Origin of the sequence: Streptomyces macrolidinus (assembly GCF_023887685.1) — a bacterium.
Taxonomy (GTDB): Bacteria; Actinomycetota; Actinomycetes; order Streptomycetales; family Streptomycetaceae; genus Streptomyces; species Streptomyces macrolidinus.
The window spans coordinates 347948-369670 of the sequence record NZ_JAMWMR010000001.1 but is presented as its reverse complement, the minus strand read 5'-3'; the positions used below and the strand labels follow the sequence as shown (position 1 = coordinate 369670).

The window sequence follows — 21723 nt, the reverse complement described above, 5'->3', positions numbered from 1 at the left end:
GCGCTGGAGGCCCGAATCAGGGGGTGTGCGTGATCAAGAACGAACAGAAGAGGGCCAGTTGGGAGCAATGTGATCACCGTGCGGGTGAGCACGCCCACGGAGGCGGGATACCAGGATCAAGTCCGGTATCCCGCCTCCGTGGTCACACCGTGCGGCTCACGCCTCGCGGGTGCCCGCGTACATCTCGTCGATCAGGTGCTTGTACTCGCGTTCCACCACGGGCCGCTTCAGCTTCAGGCTCGGGGTCACCTCGCCGTGCTCCACGTCGAGGTCGCGCGGCAGGAGGCGGAACTTCTTGATGGTCTGCCAGCGTTGGAGGCCCTGGTTGAGCTGCTCGATGTACTGCCCGACCATCTCCACCGTGGCGGGCGCGGCGACGACGTCCGCGTACGACCTGCCCTCCAGGCCGTTCCCCTTCGCCCATGCCATGAGGGACGGCTCGTCCAGCGCGATCAGCGCGGTGCAGAAGTTCCGGTCGGCGCCGTGCACCAGGATGTTGGAGACGTACGGACACACCGCCTTGAACTGCCCCTCGACCTCGGCGGGCGCGATGTACTTGCCGCCGGACGTCTTGATGAGGTCCTTCTTGCGGTCCGTGATCCGCAGATAGCCGTCGGGCGAGAGCTCGCCGATGTCACCGGTGTGGAACCAGCCGTCCGGCTCCAGCACCTCGGCGGTCTTCTCCGGCAGCCCGTGGTAGCCCTCCATGATGCCGGGGCCGCGCAGCAGGATCTCGCCGTCGTCCGCGATGCGCACCTCGGTGCCGGGCATCGGCTTGCCGACGGTGCCGGTGCGATAGGCCTCACCGAGGTACACGACGGAGGCGGCGGAGGACTCCGTGAGTCCGTACCCCTCCATGATGTGGATACCGGCGCCGGAGAAGAAGTAGCCGATCTCGGGCGCGAGGGCGGCGGACCCGGAGATACAGGCGCGCATCCTGCCGCCGAAGGCCTCGCGGATCTTGGCGTACACCAGTGCGTCGGCGACCTTGTGCTGGGCGGCGAGGCCGAAGGGCGCGGAGCGGGCACCGGTGCGGCGGAAGTTGTCCTGCGTGACCTTCGCGTACTCGCGCGCGACCCCCGCCGCCCACTGGAAGATCTTGTACTTGGCGGCGCCACCGGCCCGCGCCTTGGCCGCGACCCCGTTGTAGACCTTCTCGAAGATGCGCGGCACGGCCGCCATGTACGTCGGCTGGACGACCGGCAGATTCTCGATGATCTTGTCGACACGGCCGTCGACGGCGGTGACATGCCCGATCTCGATCTGACCGGAGGTGAGGACCTTGCCGAAGACGTGCGACAGCGGCAGCCACAGGTACTGCACGTCGTCGGGGCCGAGCAGGCCGCTCGCGGCGATCGCCTTGGCCATGTACGACCAGTTGTCGTGCGGCAGGCGCACGCCCTTGGGGCGGCCGGTGGTGCCGGAGGTGTAGATCAGGGTGGCGAGCTGGTCTCTGGTGATCGCGCCGACCCGCTCCTTGATCAGCTCGGGGTGCGACGCCAGATACGCGGCGCCGCGCTTCTCCAGCTCGGCGAGGGTGAGCACCCGGTCGTCGGTCTCGACGCCCTTGGGGTCGATCACCACGACATGGGCCAGCTCGGGCAGCTCCTCACGCTTCTCCTCCGCCTTGGCGAGCTGCTCGGCGTTCTCCGCGATCAGCACCTTGCTCTCGGAGTCGGCGAGGATGAACGCGGACTCGTCGGCGTTGGTCTGCGGGTAGACCGTCGTCGTGGCCGCACCGGCGCACAGGATGCCGAGGTCGGCGAGGATCCACTCGACGCGCGTCGAGGAGGCCAGCGCCACCCGCTGCTCCGGCCGCACCCCCAGCTCGATCAGCCCGGCCGCGATCGCGTAGACCCGCTCGGCGGTCTGCGCCCAGCTCAGCGACTTCCAGTCGTCCGGGCCCTGGCCGGACGAGGGCGGTACGGGGTAGCGGAAAGCCTCGGTATCCGGTGTGGCCGCCACACGCTCCAGGAAGAGGGCCGCGAGGGACGGCGGACGGTTCTCGATCAAGGTCTGTGTGTCGCTCACGACATCCTCCGGGGCCCGCGACGGTGGAACGGCGGCTCAGTTCGGCTTGGTACGGCGGCTTGGTACGGCGGCTCGGTTCGGCTGTATTGCGTTTCGGGTGTACTGCGTTCGCAAGCAGTTCTTAACTCGCGAGTAACTCTGGAGCACGGATCAGAGTAGAGGCCGACCGGCCGGTACGTAAGGGGCGGCAGGCCCTCGCTTCGTCCAGAGGTGCAGGTTCCATGCAACGGGGCCCGCCGCGCTTTCGCACGACGGGCCCGGTTCCGGACGGTTCGCCCGGGAGCTGAGCGGTTACTTCTTGGCCTTGCTCGACCCGCCGCTGTCGTCGCTGGAGAGCACCGCGATGAAGGCCTCCTGCGGGACCTCCACGGAACCCACCATCTTCATCCGCTTCTTGCCTTCCTTCTGCTTCTCCAGCAGCTTCCGCTTACGGGAGATGTCACCGCCGTAGCACTTGGCGAGGACGTCCTTGCGGATGGCACGGATGGTCTCGCGGGCGATCACCCGGGAGCCGATGGCGGCCTGCACCGGCACCTCGAAGTTCTGCCGCGGGATGAGTTCCTTCAGCTTGGCGACGAGCCGGACGCCGTACGCGTACGCCTGGTCCTTGTGGGTGATCGCCGAGAAGGCGTCGACCTTGTCGCCGTGCAGCAGGATGTCCACCTTGACCAGGCTGGAGGACTGCTCTCCGGTGGGCTCGTAGTCGAGGGAGGCGTAGCCGCGGGTCTTGGACTTGAGCTGGTCGAAGAAGTCGAAGACGATCTCGGCGAGCGGGAGGGTGTAGCGGATCTCGACGCGGTCCTCGGAGAGGTAGTCCATGCCGAGGAGGGTGCCGCGGCGGGTCTGGCACAGCTCCATGATCGCGCCGATGAACTCGGTGGGCGCGAGGATCGTGGCGCGCACGACCGGCTCGTACACCTCGGCGATCTTCCCCTCGGGGAACTCGCTCGGGTTCGTGACCGTGATCTCCTCGCCGTCCTCCATGATCACGCGGTAGACCACGTTGGGCGCGGTGGCGATCAGGTCGAGCCCGAACTCGCGCTCAAGGCGCTCGCGGATCACGTCGAGATGCAGCAGGCCGAGGAAGCCGACGCGGAATCCGAAGCCGAGGGCGGCGGAGGTCTCCGGCTCGTAGACGAGCGCGGCGTCGTTGAGCTGGAGCTTGTCGAGGGCCTCGCGCAGGTCGGGGTAGTCGGAGCCGTCGAGCGGATACAGACCGGAGAAGACCATCGGCTTCGGGTCCTTGTATCCGCCGAGGGGCTCCTCGGCGCCCTTGTGCTGGCTGGTGATCGTGTCACCGACCTTGGACTGGCGGACGTCCTTCACGCCGGTGATGAGGTAGCCCACCTCGCCGACGCCGAGGCCGTCGGCCGGGCGCATCTCGGGCGAGCTGACGCCGATCTCCAGCAGCTCATGGGTGGCGCCGGTGGACATCATCTTGATGCGCTCGCGCTTGTTGAGCTGTCCGTCGACCACACGGACGTACGTGACCACGCCGCGGTAGGAGTCGTACACCGAGTCGAAGATCATCGCGCGGGCGGGCGCGTCCGCGACGCCGACGGGGGCCGGGATCTGGTCGACGACCTTGTCGAGCAGCGCCTCGACGCCCAGGCCGGTCTTGGCCGACACCTTGAGCACGTCGTCCGGCTCGCAGCCCACCAGGTTGGCGAGCTCCTCGGCGAACTTCTCCGGCTGGGCCGCCGGCAGGTCGATCTTGTTGAGGACCGGGATGATCGTGAGGTCGTTCTCCATCGCCAGATAGAGGTTGGCGAGGGTCTGGGCCTCGATGCCCTGGGCGGCGTCGACGAGGAGGACGGTTCCCTCGCAGGCGGCGAGCGAACGCGAGACCTCGTAGGTGAAGTCGACGTGTCCCGGGGTGTCGATCATGTTGAGGATGTGCGTCTTGCCCTGATCGTGGGTCGGGGCCCAGGGCAGACGCACCGCCTGTGACTTGATCGTGATGCCGCGCTCACGCTCGATGTCCATGCGGTCGAGGTACTGAGCGCGCATCTGCCGCTGCTCGACGACGCCGGTGAGCTGGAGCATCCGGTCGGCGAGTGTGGACTTGCCGTGGTCGATGTGCGCGATGATGCAGAAGTTGCGGATCAGCGCCGGGTCGGTACGGCTCGGCTCGGGCACATGGCTGGGGATCGCGGGCACGCAGGGTCCTGATTCTTGAGGCGTCCGCAGTGTCTGCGGTCTCGGGTCGGATCTATACGTAGCCTCCATGGTCCCACGCGCGAGAGGCTGCGACCGGTTTGGGCGGCCCGAAAGGCGACTGGTAGCCTGGGCCACTGTGTCTCTTGCCCTCTCAGCGCGAGGCACGGTCTGAAGAAATCACCGGCGCGGGAGACGGTCCGTCCCCCGTGCCTGAACCTGTAAAGGCTCATTCGTGGCGAACATCAAGTCCCAGATCAAGCGGAACAAGACGAACGAGAAGGCGCGCCTGCGCAACAAGGCCGTCAAGTCCTCGCTCAAGACCGCGATCCGCAAGGCTCGCGAGGCCGCTGCCGCGGGTGACGTCCAGAAGGCCACCGAGCTCCAGCGCATCGCCGCGCGTCAGCTCGACAAGGCTGTCTCGAAGGGCGTCATCCACAAGAACCAGGCCGCCAACAAGAAGTCGGCGCTGGCCACCAAGGTCGCGGCCCTCAAGGGCTGACACTTGATTCGACGCCGGGGGAATCCGAGCGGGCCCTCTCTCATCCGCTCCCACCCGGCACCCCGGGTTCGTACGCGGCCTGCGTTCGCCACGCGGGTATGAACCCACAAGCTTGACCCAAAGACCCCTCCGACCGTCCTCCCCGGGACGGCCGGGGGGTCTTTGGCGTGTGGGGCCCTGCCCCGTGGTGCTACGCCCGGCCTCTGGATCGTGCTGCTCGTGCGATGGTCACGACGGCCTTCTCCAGGGCGTACTCCGGGTCGTCTCCACCGCCCTTGACGCCCGCGTCGGCCTCGGCCACCGCTCGCAGGGCGATCGCCACGCCGTCCGGGGTCCATCCCCGCATCTGCTGGCGCACCCGGTCGATCTTCCACGGCGGCATCCCCAGCTCACGGGCGAGGTCCGCGGGACGGCCGCCGCGCGCGGAGGACAGCTTCCCGATGGCCCGCACACCCTGCGCGAGGGCGCTTGTGATCATCACCGGTGCCACGCCCGTGGCCAGCGACCACCTGAGCGCCTCCAGCGCCTCCGCCGCCCGGCCCTCGACCGCCCGGTCGGCGACCGTGAAGCTCGACGCCTCGGCCCGGCCGGTGTAGTACCGCCCGACCACCGCCTCGTCGATGGTGCCCTCGATGTCCGCGACGAGCTGGGACACCGCGGACGCCAGTTCCCGCAGATCGCTGCCGATCGAGTCGACCAGCGCCTGGCAGGCCTCGGGCGTCGCCGACCGCCCGTGCGTACGGAACTCTCCCCGGACGAAGGCCAGCCGGTCAGCCGGCTTCGTCATCTTGGGGCAGGCCACCTCCCGCGCACCGGCCTTGCGCGCGGCGTCGAGCAGCCCCTTGCCCCTGGCGCCGCCCGCGTGCAGCAGCACCAGCGTGATCTCCTCGGCGGGCGAACCGAAGTACCCCTTCAGTTCCTTGATCGTGTCCGCCGACAGGTCCTGTGCGTTGCGTACGACCACGACCTTGCGCTCGGCGAAGAGCGACGGACTGGTCAGCTCGGCGAGCGTGCCGGGCTGCAACTGGTCCGAGGTCAGGTCCCGTACGTCCGTGTCGGCGTCGGCGGCCCTGGCGGCGGCCACCACCTCCCGCACGGCACGGTCGAGCAGCAGGTCCTCCTGGCCCACGGCCAGGGTGACAGGGGCGAGGGGGTCGTCATGCGCGGTCTTCTTGGCCATCACCGACAGCATCCCACGCCCCACCGACAACCCGGCCCCCACGCCCGCCCCTCACGCTCCGGCGAACCCCGCCGCACACGGCCGGACCTCACCTCGGCGCCCCCGGCTCACGGCTCCTCGCGCCAGCCGTCCCACTCCCCCGCGAACGCGTCCAGCGACTCCGCGTCCAGCAGCCCGTCCTCGTCGTCCAGCACCACCAGCCACTGCGCGTCCTCGGCATCGTCCTCACCGGCCAGGGCATCGCGCACGATCCGCGGCTCCTCGTCCAGGCCGAACCGCTCCCCGAGCGCCTCCGCCGCCTCTTCCGCGGCATCGCGGTCGGGCAGCACCAGCACATGTCTCACATCGCTCACGGGGGCCATTCTCCGGTACTCCCGCGGCGGCGAACACGCAGGTCAGCCCTTGGGGACGAGCTGCACATCCAGCTCGACCACGATGCTCGGCCCCACGGCCGCGATGCCCCGGGCGAGCATCGTCTGCCAGCTCATGGTGAAGTCGTCGCGATGCAGCTCCGTGGTGGCCCGGCAGGCGGCACGCACCTCGCCCTCCACGCCGTGTCCGAGGCCGAGGTACTCCGTGTCGAGCGTCACCGTCCGCGTCACCCCGTGCAGGGTCAGCGCCCCGGTGACCGCCCATCGCGCACCGCCCTTGTGCACGAACCTGTCGCCGAAGAACTCCAGCGTCGGGAAGCGCGTCACGTCCAGGAAGTCCGCGGACCGCAGATGCTGGTCGCGCAGCGCGACGTTGGTGTCGATGGAGGCCGCGTCGATCACCACGTGCATCGCGGACCGCTCCATCGGGTCGGCGACCCGGGCCACCCCCGCGAAGGTGTTGAACCGCCCGTGGATCCGGGCCAGTCCGATATGCCGCGCGGTGAACGCGATCGAGGAATGCGTCGGGTCGATCTCCCACTCACCGGGCCTCGGCAGCTCCGGCGGCCGTGCGACCTGGAGCCTGACATCGCCCAGCGAGGCCAGGGAGTCCTCCGCGACCACGATGCTCGCCAGATGAGGCGTGTACCCCTCGGCCGACACCGCCACCCGGTACTCCCCCGCCGGAACGGTCGCCACGAACGAACCGAACGGATCCGTCTCGCCCGTCACCACCTTGCGCCCCAGCGCGTCACTGACCGCGAACCCGGCATGCGCCACCGGGTCATTGACCGGGTCGAGCACCCTGCAGCTCAGCACGCCCGCACCGGTCGGCGTCCGTATCGCTCCGAGAGGACCGGTCCGCTGCACCCGGTTCGTACGGCTTGCCCGCCAACGGCCGATCATCTGCGACACCCCTGCGCAATGTGAACCCATCTGTTACCAAAGATGCATTCGATCACCACCGAGGCTTTCGAGGCAACACAGGCCACATCGCGGGAAACCATCCGATGTACTGCGACTGCGCACGGCTGACCCCAATTGGCCGCTTTCGCGCGGCCTTTCGCGCAGCCCTCGTCTCTCGACTCCCGTCTCTCAGTCCTTCGCCACGGCCAGCCTCCTGCCCTCTCCGACGACGGCGATCGCCCCGTCCTGGTCCGTACGCAGCACCAGCGCGCCCGTGTCCCGCAGCGCCGCGAGCGTCCTCGGTGCCGGATGCCCGTACGGGTTGTCCCGGCCGACCGACACCAGCGCGAGCCGTGGCGCCACGGTCCGTATGAGCTGCGGATCCTGGTACGCCGACCCGTGATGCGCGACCTTGAGCACGTCCACGGGCCCCAGCCCAGCACCGGCCGGTGACCTCAACAGCTCCTGCTGGGCGTCAGGTTCGAGGTCCCCGAGCAGCAACAGGGTGAGCCCCGCCGACCGTACGAGCAGGGTGACGCTCGCGTCGTTCGGACCCTCCGGGGGCAGGGCCGGTTCCGGTGGCGGCCACAGCACCCGCCAGTCCAGCGCCCCGGTGCGACGGTGCTCCCCGGCCACGGCGCGCAGCACCGGAATGTGCCGGGCGGCGGCCTGTGCCCGCACGGCCGCGGCCTGGTCCGCCGGTTCCGACAGCCCGGTCGTCTCGATCGCGCCCACCGAGCGTCCGCGCAACACCCCCGCCACGCCCGCCACATGGTCGGCGTGGAAGTGGGTCAGCACGAGCAGCGGGACGCGGGTGACGTCGAGCCGGGTCAGACAGCGGTCGACCAGGGCCGGATCGGGTCCCGCGTCCACGACCACCGCTGTGCCGTCGCCCGCCGCGAGCACGGTCGCGTCCCCTTGGCCCACATCGCACATGGCGAACCTCCAGTCCGGCGGCGGCCACCCCGTGAGCACCCGGGGCAGGGGCGGCGGCTGCACCACCACGAGGAGCAACGCCAGGGCACAGGCAGCGGCCGACCAGGGGTGCCGAAGCAGCCATCGCGCGACCAGCACGACGAGCCCCGTCACGGCGGCGAGCAGCAGCGCCCCCGTCCAACCGCCCGGCCAGTCCGCTCCCCCGCCCGGCAGCGACGCCCCCGTACGCGCGATATGGGCGATCCATGCCACCGGCCAACTCGCGCCCCAGGCCAGCGCCTTGGCGAGCGGCATCGCCAACGGCGCGGTCGCGAGGGCGGCGAAGCCGAGCACCGTCGCCGGTACGACCGCGAACTCCGCGAGCAGGTTGCACGGCACCGCGACCAGGCTCACCCGCGCCGACAGCACCGCGATGACCGGGGCACACAGCGCCTGCGCGGCAGCCGCGGCGGCCAGTGCCTCGGCCAGGCGCGGCGGCACCCGGCGCCGTCGCAGCGCCGCACTCCAGCGGGGGGCGACGGTGAGCAGGGCACCGGTCGCCAGCACGGAGAGCAGGAAGCCGTAACCACGGGCCAGCCAGGGGTCGTAGAGCACCAGCAGCAGAACCGCCGCCGCCAGCGCGGGAAGCAGGGATCTGCGGCGCCCGGTCGCGAGCGCCAGCAGGGCGATCGCTCCGCAGGCCGCGGCCCGCAGCACGCTCGGCTCCGGTCGGCACACGACGACGAACCCGAGCGTGAGCCCACCACCGAGCAGCGCCGTCCCGCGCAGCGGAACGCCGAGCCGCGGCGCGAGCCCTCGGCGCTCGGCCCGCTGCGCCAACTGTGCGGGGCCGATGAACAGGGCCAGCAGAACGGTGAAGTTGCCCCCGCTGACGGCCAGCAGATGCGCGAGGTCGGTCTCCTTGAAGGCCTCGTCCAGCTCGGGCGTGACCCGTGCGGTGTCCCCGACCACCAGCCCCGGCAACAGCGCCCGCGGATCGGGGTCAAGTCCTTCCGTCGCCTCCCGCAGCCCGGCGCGCAGCCGTCCCGCCCAGCGCTGCGTCCGGCTCGGCTCCCCCACCACCTCGGGCGGGGCCCCACCCCGCACCCGGACCACGGCGGCGACGCGGTCGCTCCCGGCCAGTGGGGGTGCCAGCCGCGCGCTCACCCGCACCCGTGTGGAGGGCAGCAGCCCCGACCAAGGCCTGAACCCGGCCTTGTTCATGGCCTCCGCCGAACCGCTCCTCCCCGTCCCGCGGTTCACGTCGGCGATCACCAGGACCGGAGCCCGCGTCCTCGTCACCGTGCCGTCCGGCTTCCGCAGGCGTCGGATCTCTCCGTCGAGCAGTACGGCGACCGGCGTCATATGGTCGCCTCTGACCCTGGGCCGGGTGAACCGCGGATCGGCGGTGACCTCGATCTCCGCCGTCACCTCGGCGTACTGACGCGCGAGCGCCGGGACGGGTCCCCGCCGCAGGTCCGCGCCGTGCAGCCCGGCGGAAGCCCCGGCCGCGGCGACACAGAGCAGCACGGCCGCGGCGGACGCCTTCGGCCAGGCGCCCCCTGACCGGCGATCCGTCCCGGCGTCACCACGCCTCCGCTGCCGCCGCACCACCAGCAACCCGCCCGCCACCGCGAGGCAGACGAGCACCACACCGGTGACCCACATGGGCGGGGCATCCAGCGCCCAGGCCGCCGACGCCCAGGCCGCGAGCGCGGGCGGCACCAGTCGCAGATCCGTCGGACGGTCCTGCCGGGGGTGCGGATCGCCCAGGGTGCCGTCGGGGCCGGTGGTCCCCGAAGGGCGCCCCCGCCTGTCCCGAGGCGGCGCCTGCGGCACGCCCGTGCCACTCGCCTCCGGCCCCCTCACGGTCGTATCCGGGCCGCTCACCGTCGTATCCGGGCCCCTCACGGTCGTGTCCGGGCCCCTCATGGCCGTACGAGATTCCGCAGATCGGCGAAGCGGCGTTCGCCGATGCCGTTGACCGAGCGGAGATCGTCTACCGAGCGGAATCCGCCGTGCTGGGTGCGGTAGTCGACGATGTGCTGGGCCAGGACGGGGCCCACGCCCGGCAGCGCGTTGAGTTGCTCCACGGTCGCCGTGCTGAGCGACACCGGACCGGCGAGAGCGGCGCCACCCACGACCGGACTCGCGGGGCCCGGCGCGGGAGCGGGGCCGCCGACCACGATCTGCTCGCCGTCCACCAGGAGGCGGGCGCGGTTGAGACCGGCCGTGTCGGTGCCCGGACGCACGCCGCCCGCGGCCAGCAGGGCGTCCGCGACCCTGGATCCGGCCGGGAGCGTGAGCAGGCCGGGCTTGCCCACCTTGCCGGTGACATCCACGACCACCGCACCGCCCGCCACCGCGCCACCCGCTGCCGCGCCGTCCGTCCCCGCACCACTCCCGGCCTCCGATCGCGCCCCCGTCGCACCACCCGGCTCTGCCCGCCGCCCGGCTTCCCGCACCTCGTGCGGTGCCGCCGCGCGCACCTCCTCGGGTGCCCGCACCTGCTCGGTCCGCCCGGCCCAGAAGTGCTGCGCGGCAAGGACAGCGGCGAGCACGAGCAGCGCGCTCAGCGCCACCACGCTCCTGCGCTCCAGCCCGCACCTCGCCTGGAGCCACAGCGGCAACCGCTCCCGCACGGCGGGCCCGACCCGCTCTTCCCATGCCGCACCCGTAGCCCCGTGCACCGGGACGGAGCCGCCCACCGCGAGCGGTGGGCCGTTGCCCGACTCCCGCCGCTCCTTCACCCCTTGTGCGAAGAGTGCCTCCGCGCGCAGGCGCAGGGCGTCGGCGGTCGGGGCCCGTTCATGCCGCCGGGCGCGGCCTCGCGCATGCCGCAACCGGTGGCGCGCACGCCCGTCGGAGCCGGGTGCGCGGCCGGGGCCGCTCGTGGGCGCGGCGGTGGGGACATGGGTGCGTGATCGAAGTGCCATGCGCCGAGCATGCGGCACATCACCGACTTCGTGATGATCTTGGTCAATTCCGGGGGATTACTGCCCAGTTGTGGATAACTCCGTCACCTCGGCGAGACCACAGCCCCCAGCAACCCGGGCCCCGTATGCGCCCCGATCACCGCGCCGACCTCGCTCACATGCAGGTCGACCAGCCCCGGCACCCGGGCCCGAAGGCGGTCCGCGAGCGCCGACGCCCGTTCGGGGGCGGCGAGATGATGGACCGCGATGTCGACCGTCGCGCCGCCCGCGCGCTCGGCCACCAGCTCCTCCAGGCGAGCGATCGCCCGCGACGCCGTACGCACCTTCTCCAGCAACTCGATACGGCCGCTGTCCAGCCGCAGCAGCGGCTTCACGGCGAGCGCCGAGCCCAGCAGCGCCTGCGCGGCCCCGATCCGGCCGCCCCGCCGCAGATAGTCGAGGGTGTCGACGTAGAAGTACGCGGAGGTGCCCTCGGCCCGCTTCTCCGCCACCGCGACCGCCTCGTCCGCGGTGCCGCCCGCCTCCGCGGTCTCCGCGGCGGCCAGCGCGCAGAAGCCGAGGGCCATCGCGACCGTCCCCGTGTCGATCACCCGTACCGGCACGGGGGCCTCGCGCCCGGCCAGCACCGCGGCGTCGTAGGTGCCCGAGAGCTCGGAGGACAGATGCAGTGAGACGATGTCGCTCGCGCCCGACTCGGCGAGCGCGCGGTAGGTCTCGGCGAACAGTTCGGGGCTGGGCCGTGAGGTGGTGACGGGCCGTCGCTTCTGCAGGGCCTGGGCCAGGGAGCGGGCGGAGACCTCGGTGCCCTCTTCGAGCGCCTGGTCGCCGAGGACCACGGTCAACGGCACCGCGGTGATGCCGTGGCGCTCCATCGTCCGCGGCGGCAGGTAGGCCGTTGAATCGGTGACGATCGCGACATGGCGGGACATGTGCTGGAGGTTACCTGCCGGAACGAGCAGGTGGCAGCCCGGCCCCACCGGCCGGGCCGTCCCTTTCCACCATCATGACGTGCTCTCGGGATGCGCCTTCCGCTGCCAGGGGTGCACGGGCCGCTGTGCCGGCGGCGTGAGAGCGGGCCGGGCCGAGTCCTTCGGCGTACGGGCCTCGGGCGTAGTCCCGGGCCGCGTCCGGCCGACATCGGCTCCGGCACCCGCACCAGCACCGGCCGCAACACCGGCATCCGCCTCGGGTGTCCGAGGCCAGGACCGGTCGGACGTCGACCCCTCGGACGTCGAGCCCTCGGATGTCGTCGGCGACTCCTTGACCCAGTGGCGCAGCGCGCCCGCCTCCACGTCGATCTGCGCGCTCAGCGTGTCCAGGTCGTCCTCCGCGAACCGGCGGGCCCGGTCATGGGCCGCCCAGCGCAGCGAGTTGGCCGATCCCGTGATCCGCTCGGCGCGCTCGCGCAGTCCGGGCAGACGGGAGGCGATCACGCCCTGGTCCGGTTCGGCCTCAAGTCGCTTGAGATCGGCGTCCAGTTCGAACCCGTGCGCGCTCAGGCGCTTGAAGAGGTCCAGCGACTCCTTCAGCGACTCGTCCTCCGTGACGCCCGCGTGCAGCGCGTCCTGCGTGGCGCGCATGGTGGTCCGCAGCGTCAGCCGGAGGTGGGCCAGCTCGCCCGACGGACCGGGCTGGGCAAAGGTCTTGGCGCGCAGCGTGGTGTCCTCGACCTTGCGGCGGGCCTGCGCGATCGTGCGGTCCACTCCGCGTTTGGCCGCGCCTACCGCCTTCACCGTCGCATAGACCCCGAGCACGACACACAGCACGAACACGAGGGCGACGACGGTCACGACAGCTTCCACGGCGCTCCTCCTCCGACCGGCACGCGGCTGCTGGTGCCGCTCCTCCACCGTAAACGCAACGGGCAGGCTCCGGGTTCCGCCCGAACCCCGAACCTGCCCGTAGGGGACTACCCCGACGTACGTCGACGCGCTGTCGACGTACGGTGGACGAACCTCTCACCCGGGCGGGAACGCCCAGGTGAGAGGGGTGATCTACGCGGTGACGATGTTCACCAGCTTCGGCGCGCGCACGATCACCTTGCGGATCCCGGCGCCGTCCAGCGCGGCGACGACCTTCTCGTCCGCCAGCGCCACCTTCTCCAGCTCCTCCGCGGAGATGGCGGGCGACACCTCCAGGCGCGCCTTGACCTTGCCCTTGATCTGGACCACGCAGGTCACGGCCTCGTCCACGACGTACGCCGGGTCGGCGACCGGGAAGTCCCGGTGGACGACCGAGTCGGTGTGGCCCAGCCTGCGCCACAGCTCCTCGGCGATGTGCGGGGCCAGCGGAGCGATCAGCAGTACCAGGGACTCGGCGACCGGACGCGGGACCGCGCCGCCCGCCTTCGTCAGGTGGTTGTTCAGCTCGGTGATCTTGGCGATGGCGGTGTTGAAGCGCAGGCCCTCCAGGTCCTGACGCACGCCGTCGATCGCCTTGTGCAGGGCGCGCAGCGTCTCCTCGCCGGGCTCGGCGTCGGTGACGGTGACCTCACCGGTCTTCTCGTCGACGATGTTGCGCCACAGCCGCTGGAGCAGCCGGAACTGGCCCACCACCGCGCGCGTGTCCCACGGCCGCGACACGTCCAGCGGGCCCATCGCCATCTCGTACAGCCGCAGCGTGTCCGCCCCGTACTCGGCGCAGATCTCGTCCGGAGTGACCGCGTTCTTCAGCGACTTGCCCATCTTGCCCAGCAGTCGGCTGACCTTCTCGCCCTGGTGGAAGAAGGCGCCGTCGCGCTCCTCCACCTCGGCGGCGGGCACCGCGATGCCACGGCTGTCGCGGTAGACGTAGGCCTGGATCATGCCCTGGTTGAACAGCTTGTGGAACGGCTCGGGCGACGAGATGTGGCCCAGGTCGAACAGGACCTTGGACCAGAACCGCGCGTACAGCAGGTGCAGCACGGCGTGCTCGGCGCCGCCGACGTAGAGGTCGACACCGCCGTGCGGCATGCCCTCGCGCGGGCCCATCCAGTAGCGCTCGATCTCCGGGTCGACCAGCTTGTCGCTGTTGTGCGGGTCCAGGTAGCGCAGCTCGTACCAGCACGAACCCGCCCAGTTGGGCATGGTGTTGGTCTCGCGGCGGTACTTCTTCGGTCCGTCGCCCAGGTCCAGGGTGACGTTGACCCACTCGTCGTTGCGCGACAGCGGCGTCTCGGGCTGAGTGTCGGCGTCGTCCGGGTCGAAGGTGCGCGGGGAGTAGTCCTCGACCTCCGGCAGCTCCAGGGGCAGCATCGACTCGGGCAGCGCGTGGGCGATGCCGTCCTCGTCGTAGACGATCGGGAAGGGCTCGCCCCAGTAGCGCTGGCGGCTGAACAGCCAGTCGCGCAGGCGGAAGTTGACGGTGCCCTGGCCGATGCCCTTGCGCTCCAGCCACTCGGTGACGCGCGCCTTGGCCTCGACGACGCCCAGGCCGTCCAGCGAGACGTCCTCGCCGTGCGAGTTCACGATCTTCGCGTCGTACGAGTCGAAGGCGTCGTCCCACGTCGACGCGTCCGTGCTCCGGCCGTCGGTCGGCTCGACCACACAGCGGACCGGCAGCTCGAAGGCGCGCGCGAAGGCGAAGTCGCGGCTGTCGTGCGCCGGGACGGCCATGATCGCGCCGGTGCCGTAGCCCATCAGGACGTAGTCGGCGATGAAGACCGGGATCTGCTCGCCGGTGACCGGGTTCAGGGCGTACGCGCCCGTGAAAACGCCGGTCTTGTCCTTGGCCTCGGCCTGGCGCTCGACGTCGGACTTCGAGGCGGCCTGGGCGCGGTAGGCGGCGACGGCCTCGGTGGGCGTGGCGTGACCGCCGGTCCACACCTCGTGCGCGCCCTCGGGCCAGGCCTCGGGGGTGAACTTGTCGACCAGCGGGTGCTCGGGGGCCAGCACCATGTAGGTCGCGCCGAACAGGGTGTCCGGGCGCGTGGTGAAGACCGTGATCGCCTCGCCGTCGATCGGGAAGTCGACGCGGGCGCCCTCGGAGCGGCCGATCCAGTTGCGCTGCTGGAGCTTGATGGCGTCGGGCCAGTCCAGCTCCTCCAGGTCCGCCAGCAGGCGGTCGGCGTACGCCGTGATCCGCATGTTCCACTGGCGCAGCTTGGCCTTGAAGACCGGGTAGTTCCCACGCTCGGAGCGGCCGTCGGCGGTGACCTCCTCGTTCGCCAGGACGGTGCCCAGACCGGGGCACCAGTTGACGGGCGCGTCGGAGGCGTACGCCAGGCGGTACTCGCCGAGGACGTCGGAGCGCTCGGTGGCGTTCAGCTCGTTCCACGCGCGCCCGTGGTCACCGGGTACGGCGCGCTCGCCGCTCTCGAACTGCGCGATCAGCTCGGAGATCGGGCGGGCCTTCTTCGCCTCGTCGTCGTACCAGGAGTTGAAGATCTGCAGGAAGATCCACTGGGTCCAGCGGTAGTAGTCCGGTTCGATCGTCGCGAACGACCGGCGCTTGTCGTGGCCCAGGCCCAGCCGGCGGAGCTGGGACTTCATGTTCTCGATGTTGGCCTCGGTGGACACGCGCGGGTGCGTGCCCGTCTGCACGGCGTACTGCTCGGCGGGCAGGCCGAAGGCGTCGAAGCCGAGGGTGTGCAGGACGTTGTGGCCGGTCATGCGCTGGAAGCGGGCGAAGACATCGGTGGCGATGTAGCCCAGGGGGTGACCGACGTGCAGGCCCGCACCCGAGGGGTACGGGAACATGTCCATGATGAACTTCTTGGGGCGGGCGACCACCTCGGCGTCACCGGCCAGGTCCCCACTCGCGTTCGGCGCCTCGTACGTCCCCTCGGCGTCCCAGAAGTCCTGCCAGCGTGCCTCGACCTCGGCCGCCATGGCAGCCGTGTAGCGGTGCGGTGCTGCCTCCGCCGACACGGCAGCGGCGGCAGCGGGGTTCGTCTCGCTCATGATCCTCAAAGCTCCATCGATCGTCTCTGCCAGCGGCTGTGACATTCAAGAAACGAAAAATCCCCTCGCACAGGAGGGGACGCCGCGCTGATTCCGACTCTGGGCCTCGCCCGGTGGTCGGGACTGATCAGCGCGGCTCGCTAAGCAGAAGGCGTACGGCACGCATGGCGTCAGGGTACCGCAGCGCCCATGTGCGCCGCGACGGGACCGGCGGCGCCTGCCCGCCGGGCAGCCCGCTTCACGGACCCGCATACGCCGAAGGCGGTCCATCCGACCGGATGAACCGCCTTCAACTTCTGTGGAGCTAAGGAGAATTGAACTCCTGACCTCCTGCATGCCATGCAGGCGCTCTACCAACTGAGCTATAGCCCCTCGTGTCGCCCGGTTTCCCCGGCGGCGACGCCAACATTACACGGTCCACCAGGTGAAACACCAAATCGGTTTCCCGGCGCCCGATCGGACCGTGGCCCGGACCGTCCGGCAGGGAGTCCCGGCGGGGAGTCCGCACCGGCCCTCGCGTCAGGCCGTCGCGAACGAGTAGAAGCGTTTGAGCGTGCAGTGCTCGTCGAGGAGCCGACCATAGATCGGCTCGCCCTCCAGTTCCCGATACGTCTCGATCGGGTCCCCTTTTATGATCAGCGCCCGTGCGCACTCCTCGCACCAGTACTGGTAGTCGGCGTTGACCGGGTCCATGTCCCGCACGATCGGCGTGCCGCTGCCGCACCAGTCGCACTTCCGCCTGTGGGCACCCATCGATCAGCTCCCGCTGTGGCCGTAGACCGTGCGGGAAAGGCAGTCGAGGAGGGCGGTGTTGCGATGTGTCACCGCCACTGCGGGAAGATCACGGACCTCCCCGCGGGTGCTCGCACGCATCGCCACTCCCTCCCGTCGGGCCGCGCCCCCTTCCGGCCGTTGATTCTGCCATGGCACGGCCGACACGGTCAGCGACGCCTTGGTACCAGTCCGGACACGGCGCTTCGGCTCGACCGTCGCGACCAGCGCGTACGCGCACAGGAGGGGCGCGCCCGAGGCGGTATCCGCCCCCTGCCCCAAGTGACGTACGGAGAGGGCGCGTTGCCCGGTCGTTCGGGCGGTAATGCGGCGGCAGGGCGGATATGCGAAAGATCCCGCCCCTGAGAGGGACGGGATCTTTCGTATCGATCTCTGACACCTTGGGAGTGTCGATCCGTGGAGCTAAGGAGAATTGAACTCCTGACCTCCTGCATGCCATGCAGGCGCTCTACCAACTGAGCTATAGCCCCTTGCGTTCTTCCCGCTCGGCGGGGCGAACAAGAAGAACTTTAGCCTGCGACCCGCCGGAAAGTGAAATCCGGGTCCTGGGGCCGGGTGAGGAGGCGTCAGTCGTCGTCGCCGAGGACCGGTTCCGGCAGTGTGCCGGCGTTGTGCTCCAGCAGGCGCCAGCCGCGGACGCCTTCGCCGAGGACGGACCAGCAGCAGTTGGAGAGGCCGCCGAAGCTTTCCCAGTGGCGGGCCTCCAGGCCGAGCAGACGGCCGATGGTGGTGCGGATCGTTCCGCCGTGGCTGACCACCACGAGGGTGCCGCCGCCGGGGAGCTTCTCGGCGTGCCGCAGCACCACGGGGGCGGCGCGGTCGGCGACCTCGGTCTCCAGCTCGCCGCCGCCGCGGCGGACGGGCTCGCCGCGCTTCCAGGCGGCGTACTCCTCGCCGTGGCGGGCGAGGATCTCCTCATGGGTCAGTCCCTGCCAGGAGCCCGCGTACGTCTCCCGCAGGCCCTTGTCATGGGTGACCTCGAGGCCGGTGAGCGCGGCCAGCTCGGCGGCCGTGGCGGCGGCGCGCCCCAGGTCGGAGGCCACGATGGCGTCCGGCTTGAGGGAAGCGAGCAGTCGGGCGGCGCGCCGGGCCTGACCGATACCGGTCTCGGTCAGCGCGATGTCCGTGGAGCCCTGAAAGCGGCGCTCCACGTTCCACGCGGTCTGCCCATGGCGCCACAGGATGAGGCGGCGGCCCGTCGTCCCGGCGTCGGCGCCCTTCCCGGCGTCGGCGCCCGGAGGCGTCACCGAAGGTCCCCGCCCAGCTCCGCGGCCTCCTCGGCGGCCCGCAGCTCGGCGTACTCGGCGGCCTTGCCGCGCGTGGCCTTGGCGTCGGCGGGCAGGTCCAGCTCGGGGCAGTCCTTCCACAGCCGCTCCAGGGCGTAGAAGACGCGCTCCTCGCTGTGCTGGACGTGCACCACGATGTCGACGTAGTCCAGCAGGACCCAGCGGGCCTCGCGGTCGCCCTCCCGGCGCACCGGCTTGGCGCCGAGTTCCTTGTTCAGTCGCTCCTCGATCTCGTCGACGATGGACTTGACCTGGCGGTCGTTGGGGGCGGACGCGAGCAGGAAGGCGTCCGTGATCGAGAGCACATCGCTGACGTCGTAGGCGACGATGTCGTGCGCGAGCTTGTCGGCAGCCGCCTGCGCGGCGGTGGTGATGAGCTCGAGAGAGCGGTCCGTGGCGGTCACTACCAGGCTTTCCGTCGGATGGTCACTGATATCACCAGGGTCTCACGGACCGCCCACGGCTCCCGAGGCCATTTACGGCGGCCACACCACCCCGGCGCATACGGCGGCCACACCCCGGCGCACCGGGGTGTGGCCCATGTCACGACGCCGACGGCTTGTAGTCCTGGCCGAGGACGACGGAGACGGTGACGTTCGAGGTGACCTTGCCCTTCTTCACGGACCCGGTGGGCAGGCCCAGGGTCTTGGCGACCTCGACCGCGTTCTCCTTGTCGCCGTCGTCGGCGTAGGTGATCTCGGACGTGGCCCGGGGGGTGCCGCTGCCGGCGTCCACGAAGGCGTAGCCGCCGTTGACCAGGACGACGCGGGCCTGCCCCGTGGCGGCCTTGGAACCGGTGGCGTCGGTGATGCCGACCCGGACGGCGTCACCGGCCTGGGGGCTCTTCACGGTGCCGCCGAGCAGCTCCTTGACCACGGTGTCGGTGGCCTCCCGGCCCACGGTGCCGTCGGCCTGGACCGGCAGCAGCTCGGTCTTGTAGTCGCCCTGCTTGGCGTGGTCCGCGAGCTTGGCGAGGAAGGAGCCGAGGTCCTTCTCGGTCAGCGGCGGGTCGAGGATCTGCGCGAGCGTCTGCACGGTGACCGTGGCCGCCTGCGGGTCGGAGGACACCTTGCGCAGGATGCCCTGCATGACCTGGCCGAACCGCTTGAGCTGGGCGTCCTGGGCCTCGCCGGGGCCGCGGTAGGTGGCGTACGCGACAGCCATCTTGCCGCTGAGCGTCTGCTGCGTGCCCTTGTGCACCAGGGGCGCGCCGCCCTTCTTGGCGCCGGGGTCGGGGACGTCGGTGTCGGTGGTGACGATGATGTTGCCGACGAGTTCGACGAGGTTGTTCAGGAACGGGGTGTCCAGCCGCCAGGTTCCCTCGACCTTGGTGCCGAGGACGGCGTCGATGGAGTCGCCGGTACCGGCGGAGCCGTCGTCGGCGACGGACTTGGCGAGTGTGGTCGCGACGCCGTCGTCGCTGGTGAGGGCAAGGGAGTTGGGCAGCAGGACGGTGGCGCCCTGCTGGGTGGTGGTGTTGTTGACGAGCAGCGCGGTGGAGGTGCCGCCGCCCTTGGTGTTGTGCAGATGGACGACGATCACGTCGCGGTTCTGGGCGGTCGCGGCCGGTGTGCCCGACGCGCCGCCGGACGAGGTGCCGGGCAGCTTGCCCGCGTACCAGAGGTAGCCGACGCCACCGACGACCACCAGGGCGAGGACGACGGCCAGGGCGACGACCCGGCTGCGGGCGCGGCGCCGGGCCTCCTCGCGGCGCTCGGTGCGGTTCTCCGTGAACTTCATCCAGTCGATGACGTCTTCGGAGTCGCCGTCGGGTTCCTCGATGAAGGCGAACTGCTCGGTGCGGTAGTCGCGTTCGTCCCGCGGATCCGTCCCTGCGCCGGTCCCGGGCGCCCCGGGCGGGGCGCTGTCGGCTAGGTCGGCGAAGTCGGGCGCGGGGTCGGCGTAGCCGGTCTGTCCCGGTCCGCTCTCCACCGGGCCCGCCTGCTGCGGGATATAGGGAGCCTGTGCGGCAACACGCGGCTGCTGACCGCTGGTCGCGGCCTGGCCGTAGGGGTCGTAGCCGCCGGGGGCGGGGGTGCCGTACGAGGAGTAGGGGTCGTACGAAGGGGCCGTGGGCTGTGGGGCGTTGGCCGCGTACGGGTCGTATCCGTAGCCCTGCTGGGGCTGTTGCTGGTGCTGCTGCTGGTGCTGTGGGTTGCCGTAGGGGTCGTAGCCCTGCGGACTCTGCCGCGCGGGCACCTGTCGGTACACAGGCTGCCCGAACTCGTCATAACCGACGAGCTCGTACTGGTCGCCGCCCGCGTATCCGTCGTATGGGTCGTTCACCGGTGCCCCTCTCGGCTCAGTCGCCGCGGTACAACTGCCGCTTGTCGATGTAGCGCACGACGCCGTCCGGCACCAGGTACCAGACGGGTTCGCCCTGGGCGACTCTCACCCGGCAGTCCGTCGACGAGATCGCGAGCGCGGGTACTTCGACGAGCGAGACACCGCCCTCGGGAAGGCCCGGGTCGGCCAGGGTGTGGCCGGGCCGGGTGACGCCGATGAAGTGCGCGAGAGAGAACAACTCGTCCGTGTAGCGCCAGGTGAGGATCTGGCCGAGCGCGTCCGCACCGGTGATGAAGAAGAGGTCGGTGTCGGGGTTGAGCGCCTTCAGATCGCGCAGGGTGTCCGTGGTGTAGGTGGGGCCACCGCGGTCGATGTCGATGCGGCTGACCGAGAACTGGGGGTTCTCGGCGGTCGCGATGACCGTCATCAGATACCGGTCCTCGGCCGGGCTGACCTTGCGGTCGGTCTTCTGCCACGGCTGGCCGGTGGGCACGAACACCACTTCGTCCAGGTGGAATTGCGCGGCGACCTCACTGGCCGCGACGAGGTGCCCGTGATGAATCGGGTCAAACGTTCCACCCATCACGCCAAGGCGGCGTTTGCCCGGGTTCGAGGGTCCGCTGCCGGGGCCGGGCCCCGGGCCCTTCGCCGGACCGGCGGGCTTGTGCTGCTCTCCCATGCGTGCAGACCCTACCGGCCCGGCCACCGGGCTCCGTCGCCCCCTGCGGCGGACAGCGGGACCGGGCCGTGTGCCGGGCTCAGCGGTCGCGGTTGAAACGCGTCGTGATCCACAGCAGCAGAAGGAGGATGACGAGGGCGGCTCCGCCCGTCACGAAGGGGCTGAGGCTCTCGTGGTTGCCGCCTTCGCCCTCGGCGAGAGTGGCCAACTGTGCAGCGGTGCTGTGGAAGCTCATCTTCGGCAGAACCTATCCGGTGTGGGCGGGATAAAGACGTTCGCTCATCGTATGCGGGCGCCTTCGCGCGGCTCACGGCGACTCCACTGTTGGGGAACGGGCCGCGTGGTGAAGGTCAGCTCGGCAGCCACGCGGGCCACCACGGCGGCACATGGTCGGCCGGGCACGCGCCCGTGTCGCTCCCCATGCCCATCGGGGTGCCGAACCAGGCGAAGTGGGCCGGCGTGAACGCCGCGAGGACCACGAGGAACGACAGGGCCGGGGCGGTCCGTCGCACTGCGCCGCTGCCGCACCGGCGCAGTGCGACCGCGGGCACCGCCCATGCGGCGAGGCCGGTGAAGGAGGCCGCGACGATGGTGAGCGGGGCTTCCCAGGTCCACAGGTCGAAGATGCTGGGATGCTCACGCAGCAGGACGGCACAGGCCCTGCGGGCCGCGCGGGACAGGCGGTAGGAGCCGTACCCCGCGAGCCCTCCCGCCACGAGGGCGAGGCAACCCGCTGCTTCCGGGTGGCTGTTCCTGCGTCTCTCCATGGCCACGGGGTACGCGTACGACGCGGCAGGGGTTC

The 21723-nt window shown here is 70.8% G+C and carries 18 protein-coding genes and 2 tRNA genes; 1 reads left to right on the top strand and 19 read right to left on the bottom strand.

Annotation, left to right across the window (positions count from 1 at the left end):
* Positions 1 to 156: 156 nt before the first annotated feature.
* Positions 157 to 2031, bottom strand: a complete 1875-nt coding sequence (locus NGF19_RS01725) for an AMP-dependent synthetase/ligase (protein WP_252421599.1) — start codon at positions 2029 to 2031, stop codon at positions 157 to 159.
* 291 nt (positions 2032 to 2322) lie between these two features.
* Positions 2323 to 4191 carry a translation elongation factor 4 gene (gene lepA, locus NGF19_RS01720; RefSeq protein WP_252421597.1) on the bottom strand — a complete coding sequence of 623 codons (1869 nt, stop codon included), beginning with the start codon at positions 4189 to 4191 and terminating at the stop codon, positions 2323 to 2325.
* A gap of 232 nt (positions 4192 to 4423) precedes the next feature.
* Here lepA and rpsT point away from each other — a divergent pair, with 232 nt between their 5' ends.
* Entirely contained in the window at positions 4424 to 4690 is a 267-nt protein-coding gene (gene rpsT / locus NGF19_RS01715) for a 30S ribosomal protein S20 (RefSeq protein ID WP_252421596.1), read from the top strand.
* A 190-nt stretch (positions 4691 to 4880) separates the two neighbouring features.
* Here rpsT and holA read toward each other — a convergent pair whose 3' ends face one another.
* The 17 genes from holA to NGF19_RS01630 form a co-directional block, all read right to left on the bottom strand.
* Complete coding sequence (gene holA / locus NGF19_RS01710) at positions 4881 to 5870, bottom strand: DNA polymerase III subunit delta (RefSeq protein WP_289733807.1); 990 nt, start codon at positions 5868 to 5870, stop codon at positions 4881 to 4883.
* Positions 5871 to 5977: 107 nt separating this feature from the next.
* On the bottom strand, positions 5978 to 6223 hold the full coding sequence (locus tag NGF19_RS01705) for a hypothetical protein (RefSeq protein ID WP_252421595.1): 246 nt from the start codon (positions 6221 to 6223) through the stop codon (positions 5978 to 5980).
* Between the two features lie 42 nt (positions 6224 to 6265).
* On the bottom strand, positions 6266 to 7147 hold the full coding sequence (locus tag NGF19_RS01700; RefSeq protein ID WP_252421744.1) for a YceI family protein: 882 nt from the start codon (positions 7145 to 7147) through the stop codon (positions 6266 to 6268).
* Between the two features lie 189 nt (positions 7148 to 7336).
* Positions 7337 to 9994, bottom strand: coding sequence for a ComEC/Rec2 family competence protein (locus NGF19_RS01695; RefSeq protein ID WP_372505540.1), 2658 nt, complete (start codon positions 9992 to 9994; stop codon positions 7337 to 7339).
* Positions 9991 to 10998 carry a ComEA family DNA-binding protein gene (locus tag NGF19_RS01690; protein ID WP_252421594.1) on the bottom strand — a complete coding sequence of 336 codons (1008 nt, stop codon included), beginning with the start codon at positions 10996 to 10998 and terminating at the stop codon, positions 9991 to 9993. The genes NGF19_RS01695 and NGF19_RS01690 overlap by 4 nt, the downstream gene beginning before the upstream one ends.
* 83 nt (positions 10999 to 11081) lie before the next feature.
* Entirely contained in the window at positions 11082 to 11927 is an 846-nt protein-coding gene (locus tag NGF19_RS01685; RefSeq protein ID WP_252421593.1) for a DegV family protein, read from the bottom strand.
* A gap of 72 nt (positions 11928 to 11999) precedes the next feature.
* A complete protein-coding gene (locus tag NGF19_RS01680) occupies positions 12000 to 12800 on the bottom strand; it encodes a hypothetical protein (protein ID WP_252421592.1) in 801 nt (266 codons plus the stop codon).
* Positions 12801 to 12992: 192 nt separating this feature from the next.
* A complete protein-coding gene (gene leuS, locus NGF19_RS01675; RefSeq protein ID WP_252421591.1) occupies positions 12993 to 15878 on the bottom strand; it encodes a leucine--tRNA ligase in 2886 nt (961 codons plus the stop codon).
* A 299-nt stretch (positions 15879 to 16177) separates the two neighbouring features.
* A tRNA-Ala gene (locus NGF19_RS01670) sits at positions 16178 to 16250 on the bottom strand.
* A 147-nt stretch (positions 16251 to 16397) separates the two neighbouring features.
* Positions 16398 to 16631, bottom strand: coding sequence for a hypothetical protein (locus NGF19_RS01665; RefSeq protein ID WP_252421590.1), 234 nt, complete (start codon positions 16629 to 16631; stop codon positions 16398 to 16400).
* Positions 16632 to 17067: 436 nt separating this feature from the next.
* Positions 17068 to 17140 (bottom strand) — tRNA-Ala (locus tag NGF19_RS01660).
* A gap of 96 nt (positions 17141 to 17236) precedes the next feature.
* Positions 17237 to 17917, bottom strand: coding sequence for a histidine phosphatase family protein (locus NGF19_RS01655; protein ID WP_252421588.1), 681 nt, complete (start codon positions 17915 to 17917; stop codon positions 17237 to 17239).
* Complete coding sequence (gene rsfS / locus NGF19_RS01650) at positions 17914 to 18360, bottom strand: ribosome silencing factor (RefSeq protein WP_252421586.1); 447 nt, start codon at positions 18358 to 18360, stop codon at positions 17914 to 17916. The genes NGF19_RS01655 and rsfS overlap by 4 nt, the downstream gene beginning before the upstream one ends.
* Positions 18361 to 18499: 139 nt before the next feature.
* Positions 18500 to 20242: an LCP family protein gene (locus tag NGF19_RS01645; protein ID WP_252421584.1), complete on the bottom strand. Its 1743-nt coding sequence runs from the start codon at positions 20240 to 20242 to the stop codon at positions 18500 to 18502.
* 16 nt (positions 20243 to 20258) lie between these two features.
* Positions 20259 to 20921, bottom strand: a complete 663-nt coding sequence (nadD, locus tag NGF19_RS01640) for a nicotinate-nucleotide adenylyltransferase (RefSeq protein WP_252421582.1) — start codon at positions 20919 to 20921, stop codon at positions 20259 to 20261.
* Positions 20922 to 21000: 79 nt separating this feature from the next.
* The gene (locus NGF19_RS01635) at positions 21001 to 21156 is read right to left on the bottom strand and encodes a hypothetical protein (RefSeq protein ID WP_252421580.1); all 156 of its coding nucleotides are present in this window, start codon (positions 21154 to 21156) and stop codon (positions 21001 to 21003) included.
* 115 nt (positions 21157 to 21271) lie between these two features.
* Entirely contained in the window at positions 21272 to 21688 is a 417-nt protein-coding gene (locus NGF19_RS01630) for a hypothetical protein (protein WP_252421578.1), read from the bottom strand.
* Positions 21689 to 21723: the final 35 nt, after the last annotated feature.

Coding starts and splice junctions, on each gene's coding strand:
- NGF19_RS01695 (WP_372505540.1), bottom strand. CDS start 9,994: ATGAGGGGCCCGGACACGACCGTGAGGGGCCCGGATACGACGGTGAGC.
- NGF19_RS01690 (WP_252421594.1), bottom strand. CDS start 10,998: ATGGCACTTCGATCACGCACCCATGTCCCCACCGCCGCGCCCACGAGC.
- leuS (WP_252421591.1), bottom strand. CDS start 15,878: ATGAGCGAGACGAACCCCGCTGCCGCCGCTGCCGTGTCGGCGGAGGCA.
- NGF19_RS01635 (WP_252421580.1), bottom strand. CDS start 21,156: ATGAGCTTCCACAGCACCGCTGCACAGTTGGCCACTCTCGCCGAGGGC.
- NGF19_RS01630 (WP_252421578.1), bottom strand. CDS start 21,688: ATGGAGAGACGCAGGAACAGCCACCCGGAAGCAGCGGGTTGCCTCGCC.
- nadD (WP_252421582.1), bottom strand. CDS start 20,921: ATGGGAGAGCAGCACAAGCCCGCCGGTCCGGCGAAGGGCCCGGGGCCC.
- NGF19_RS01700 (WP_252421744.1), bottom strand. CDS start 7,147: ATGATCGGCCGTTGGCGGGCAAGCCGTACGAACCGGGTGCAGCGGACC.
- NGF19_RS01665 (WP_252421590.1), bottom strand. CDS start 16,631: ATGGGTGCCCACAGGCGGAAGTGCGACTGGTGCGGCAGCGGCACGCCG.
- holA (WP_289733807.1), bottom strand. CDS start 5,870: ATGGCCAAGAAGACCGCGCATGACGACCCCCTCGCCCCTGTCACCCTG.
- NGF19_RS01685 (WP_252421593.1), bottom strand. CDS start 11,927: ATGTCCCGCCATGTCGCGATCGTCACCGATTCAACGGCCTACCTGCCG.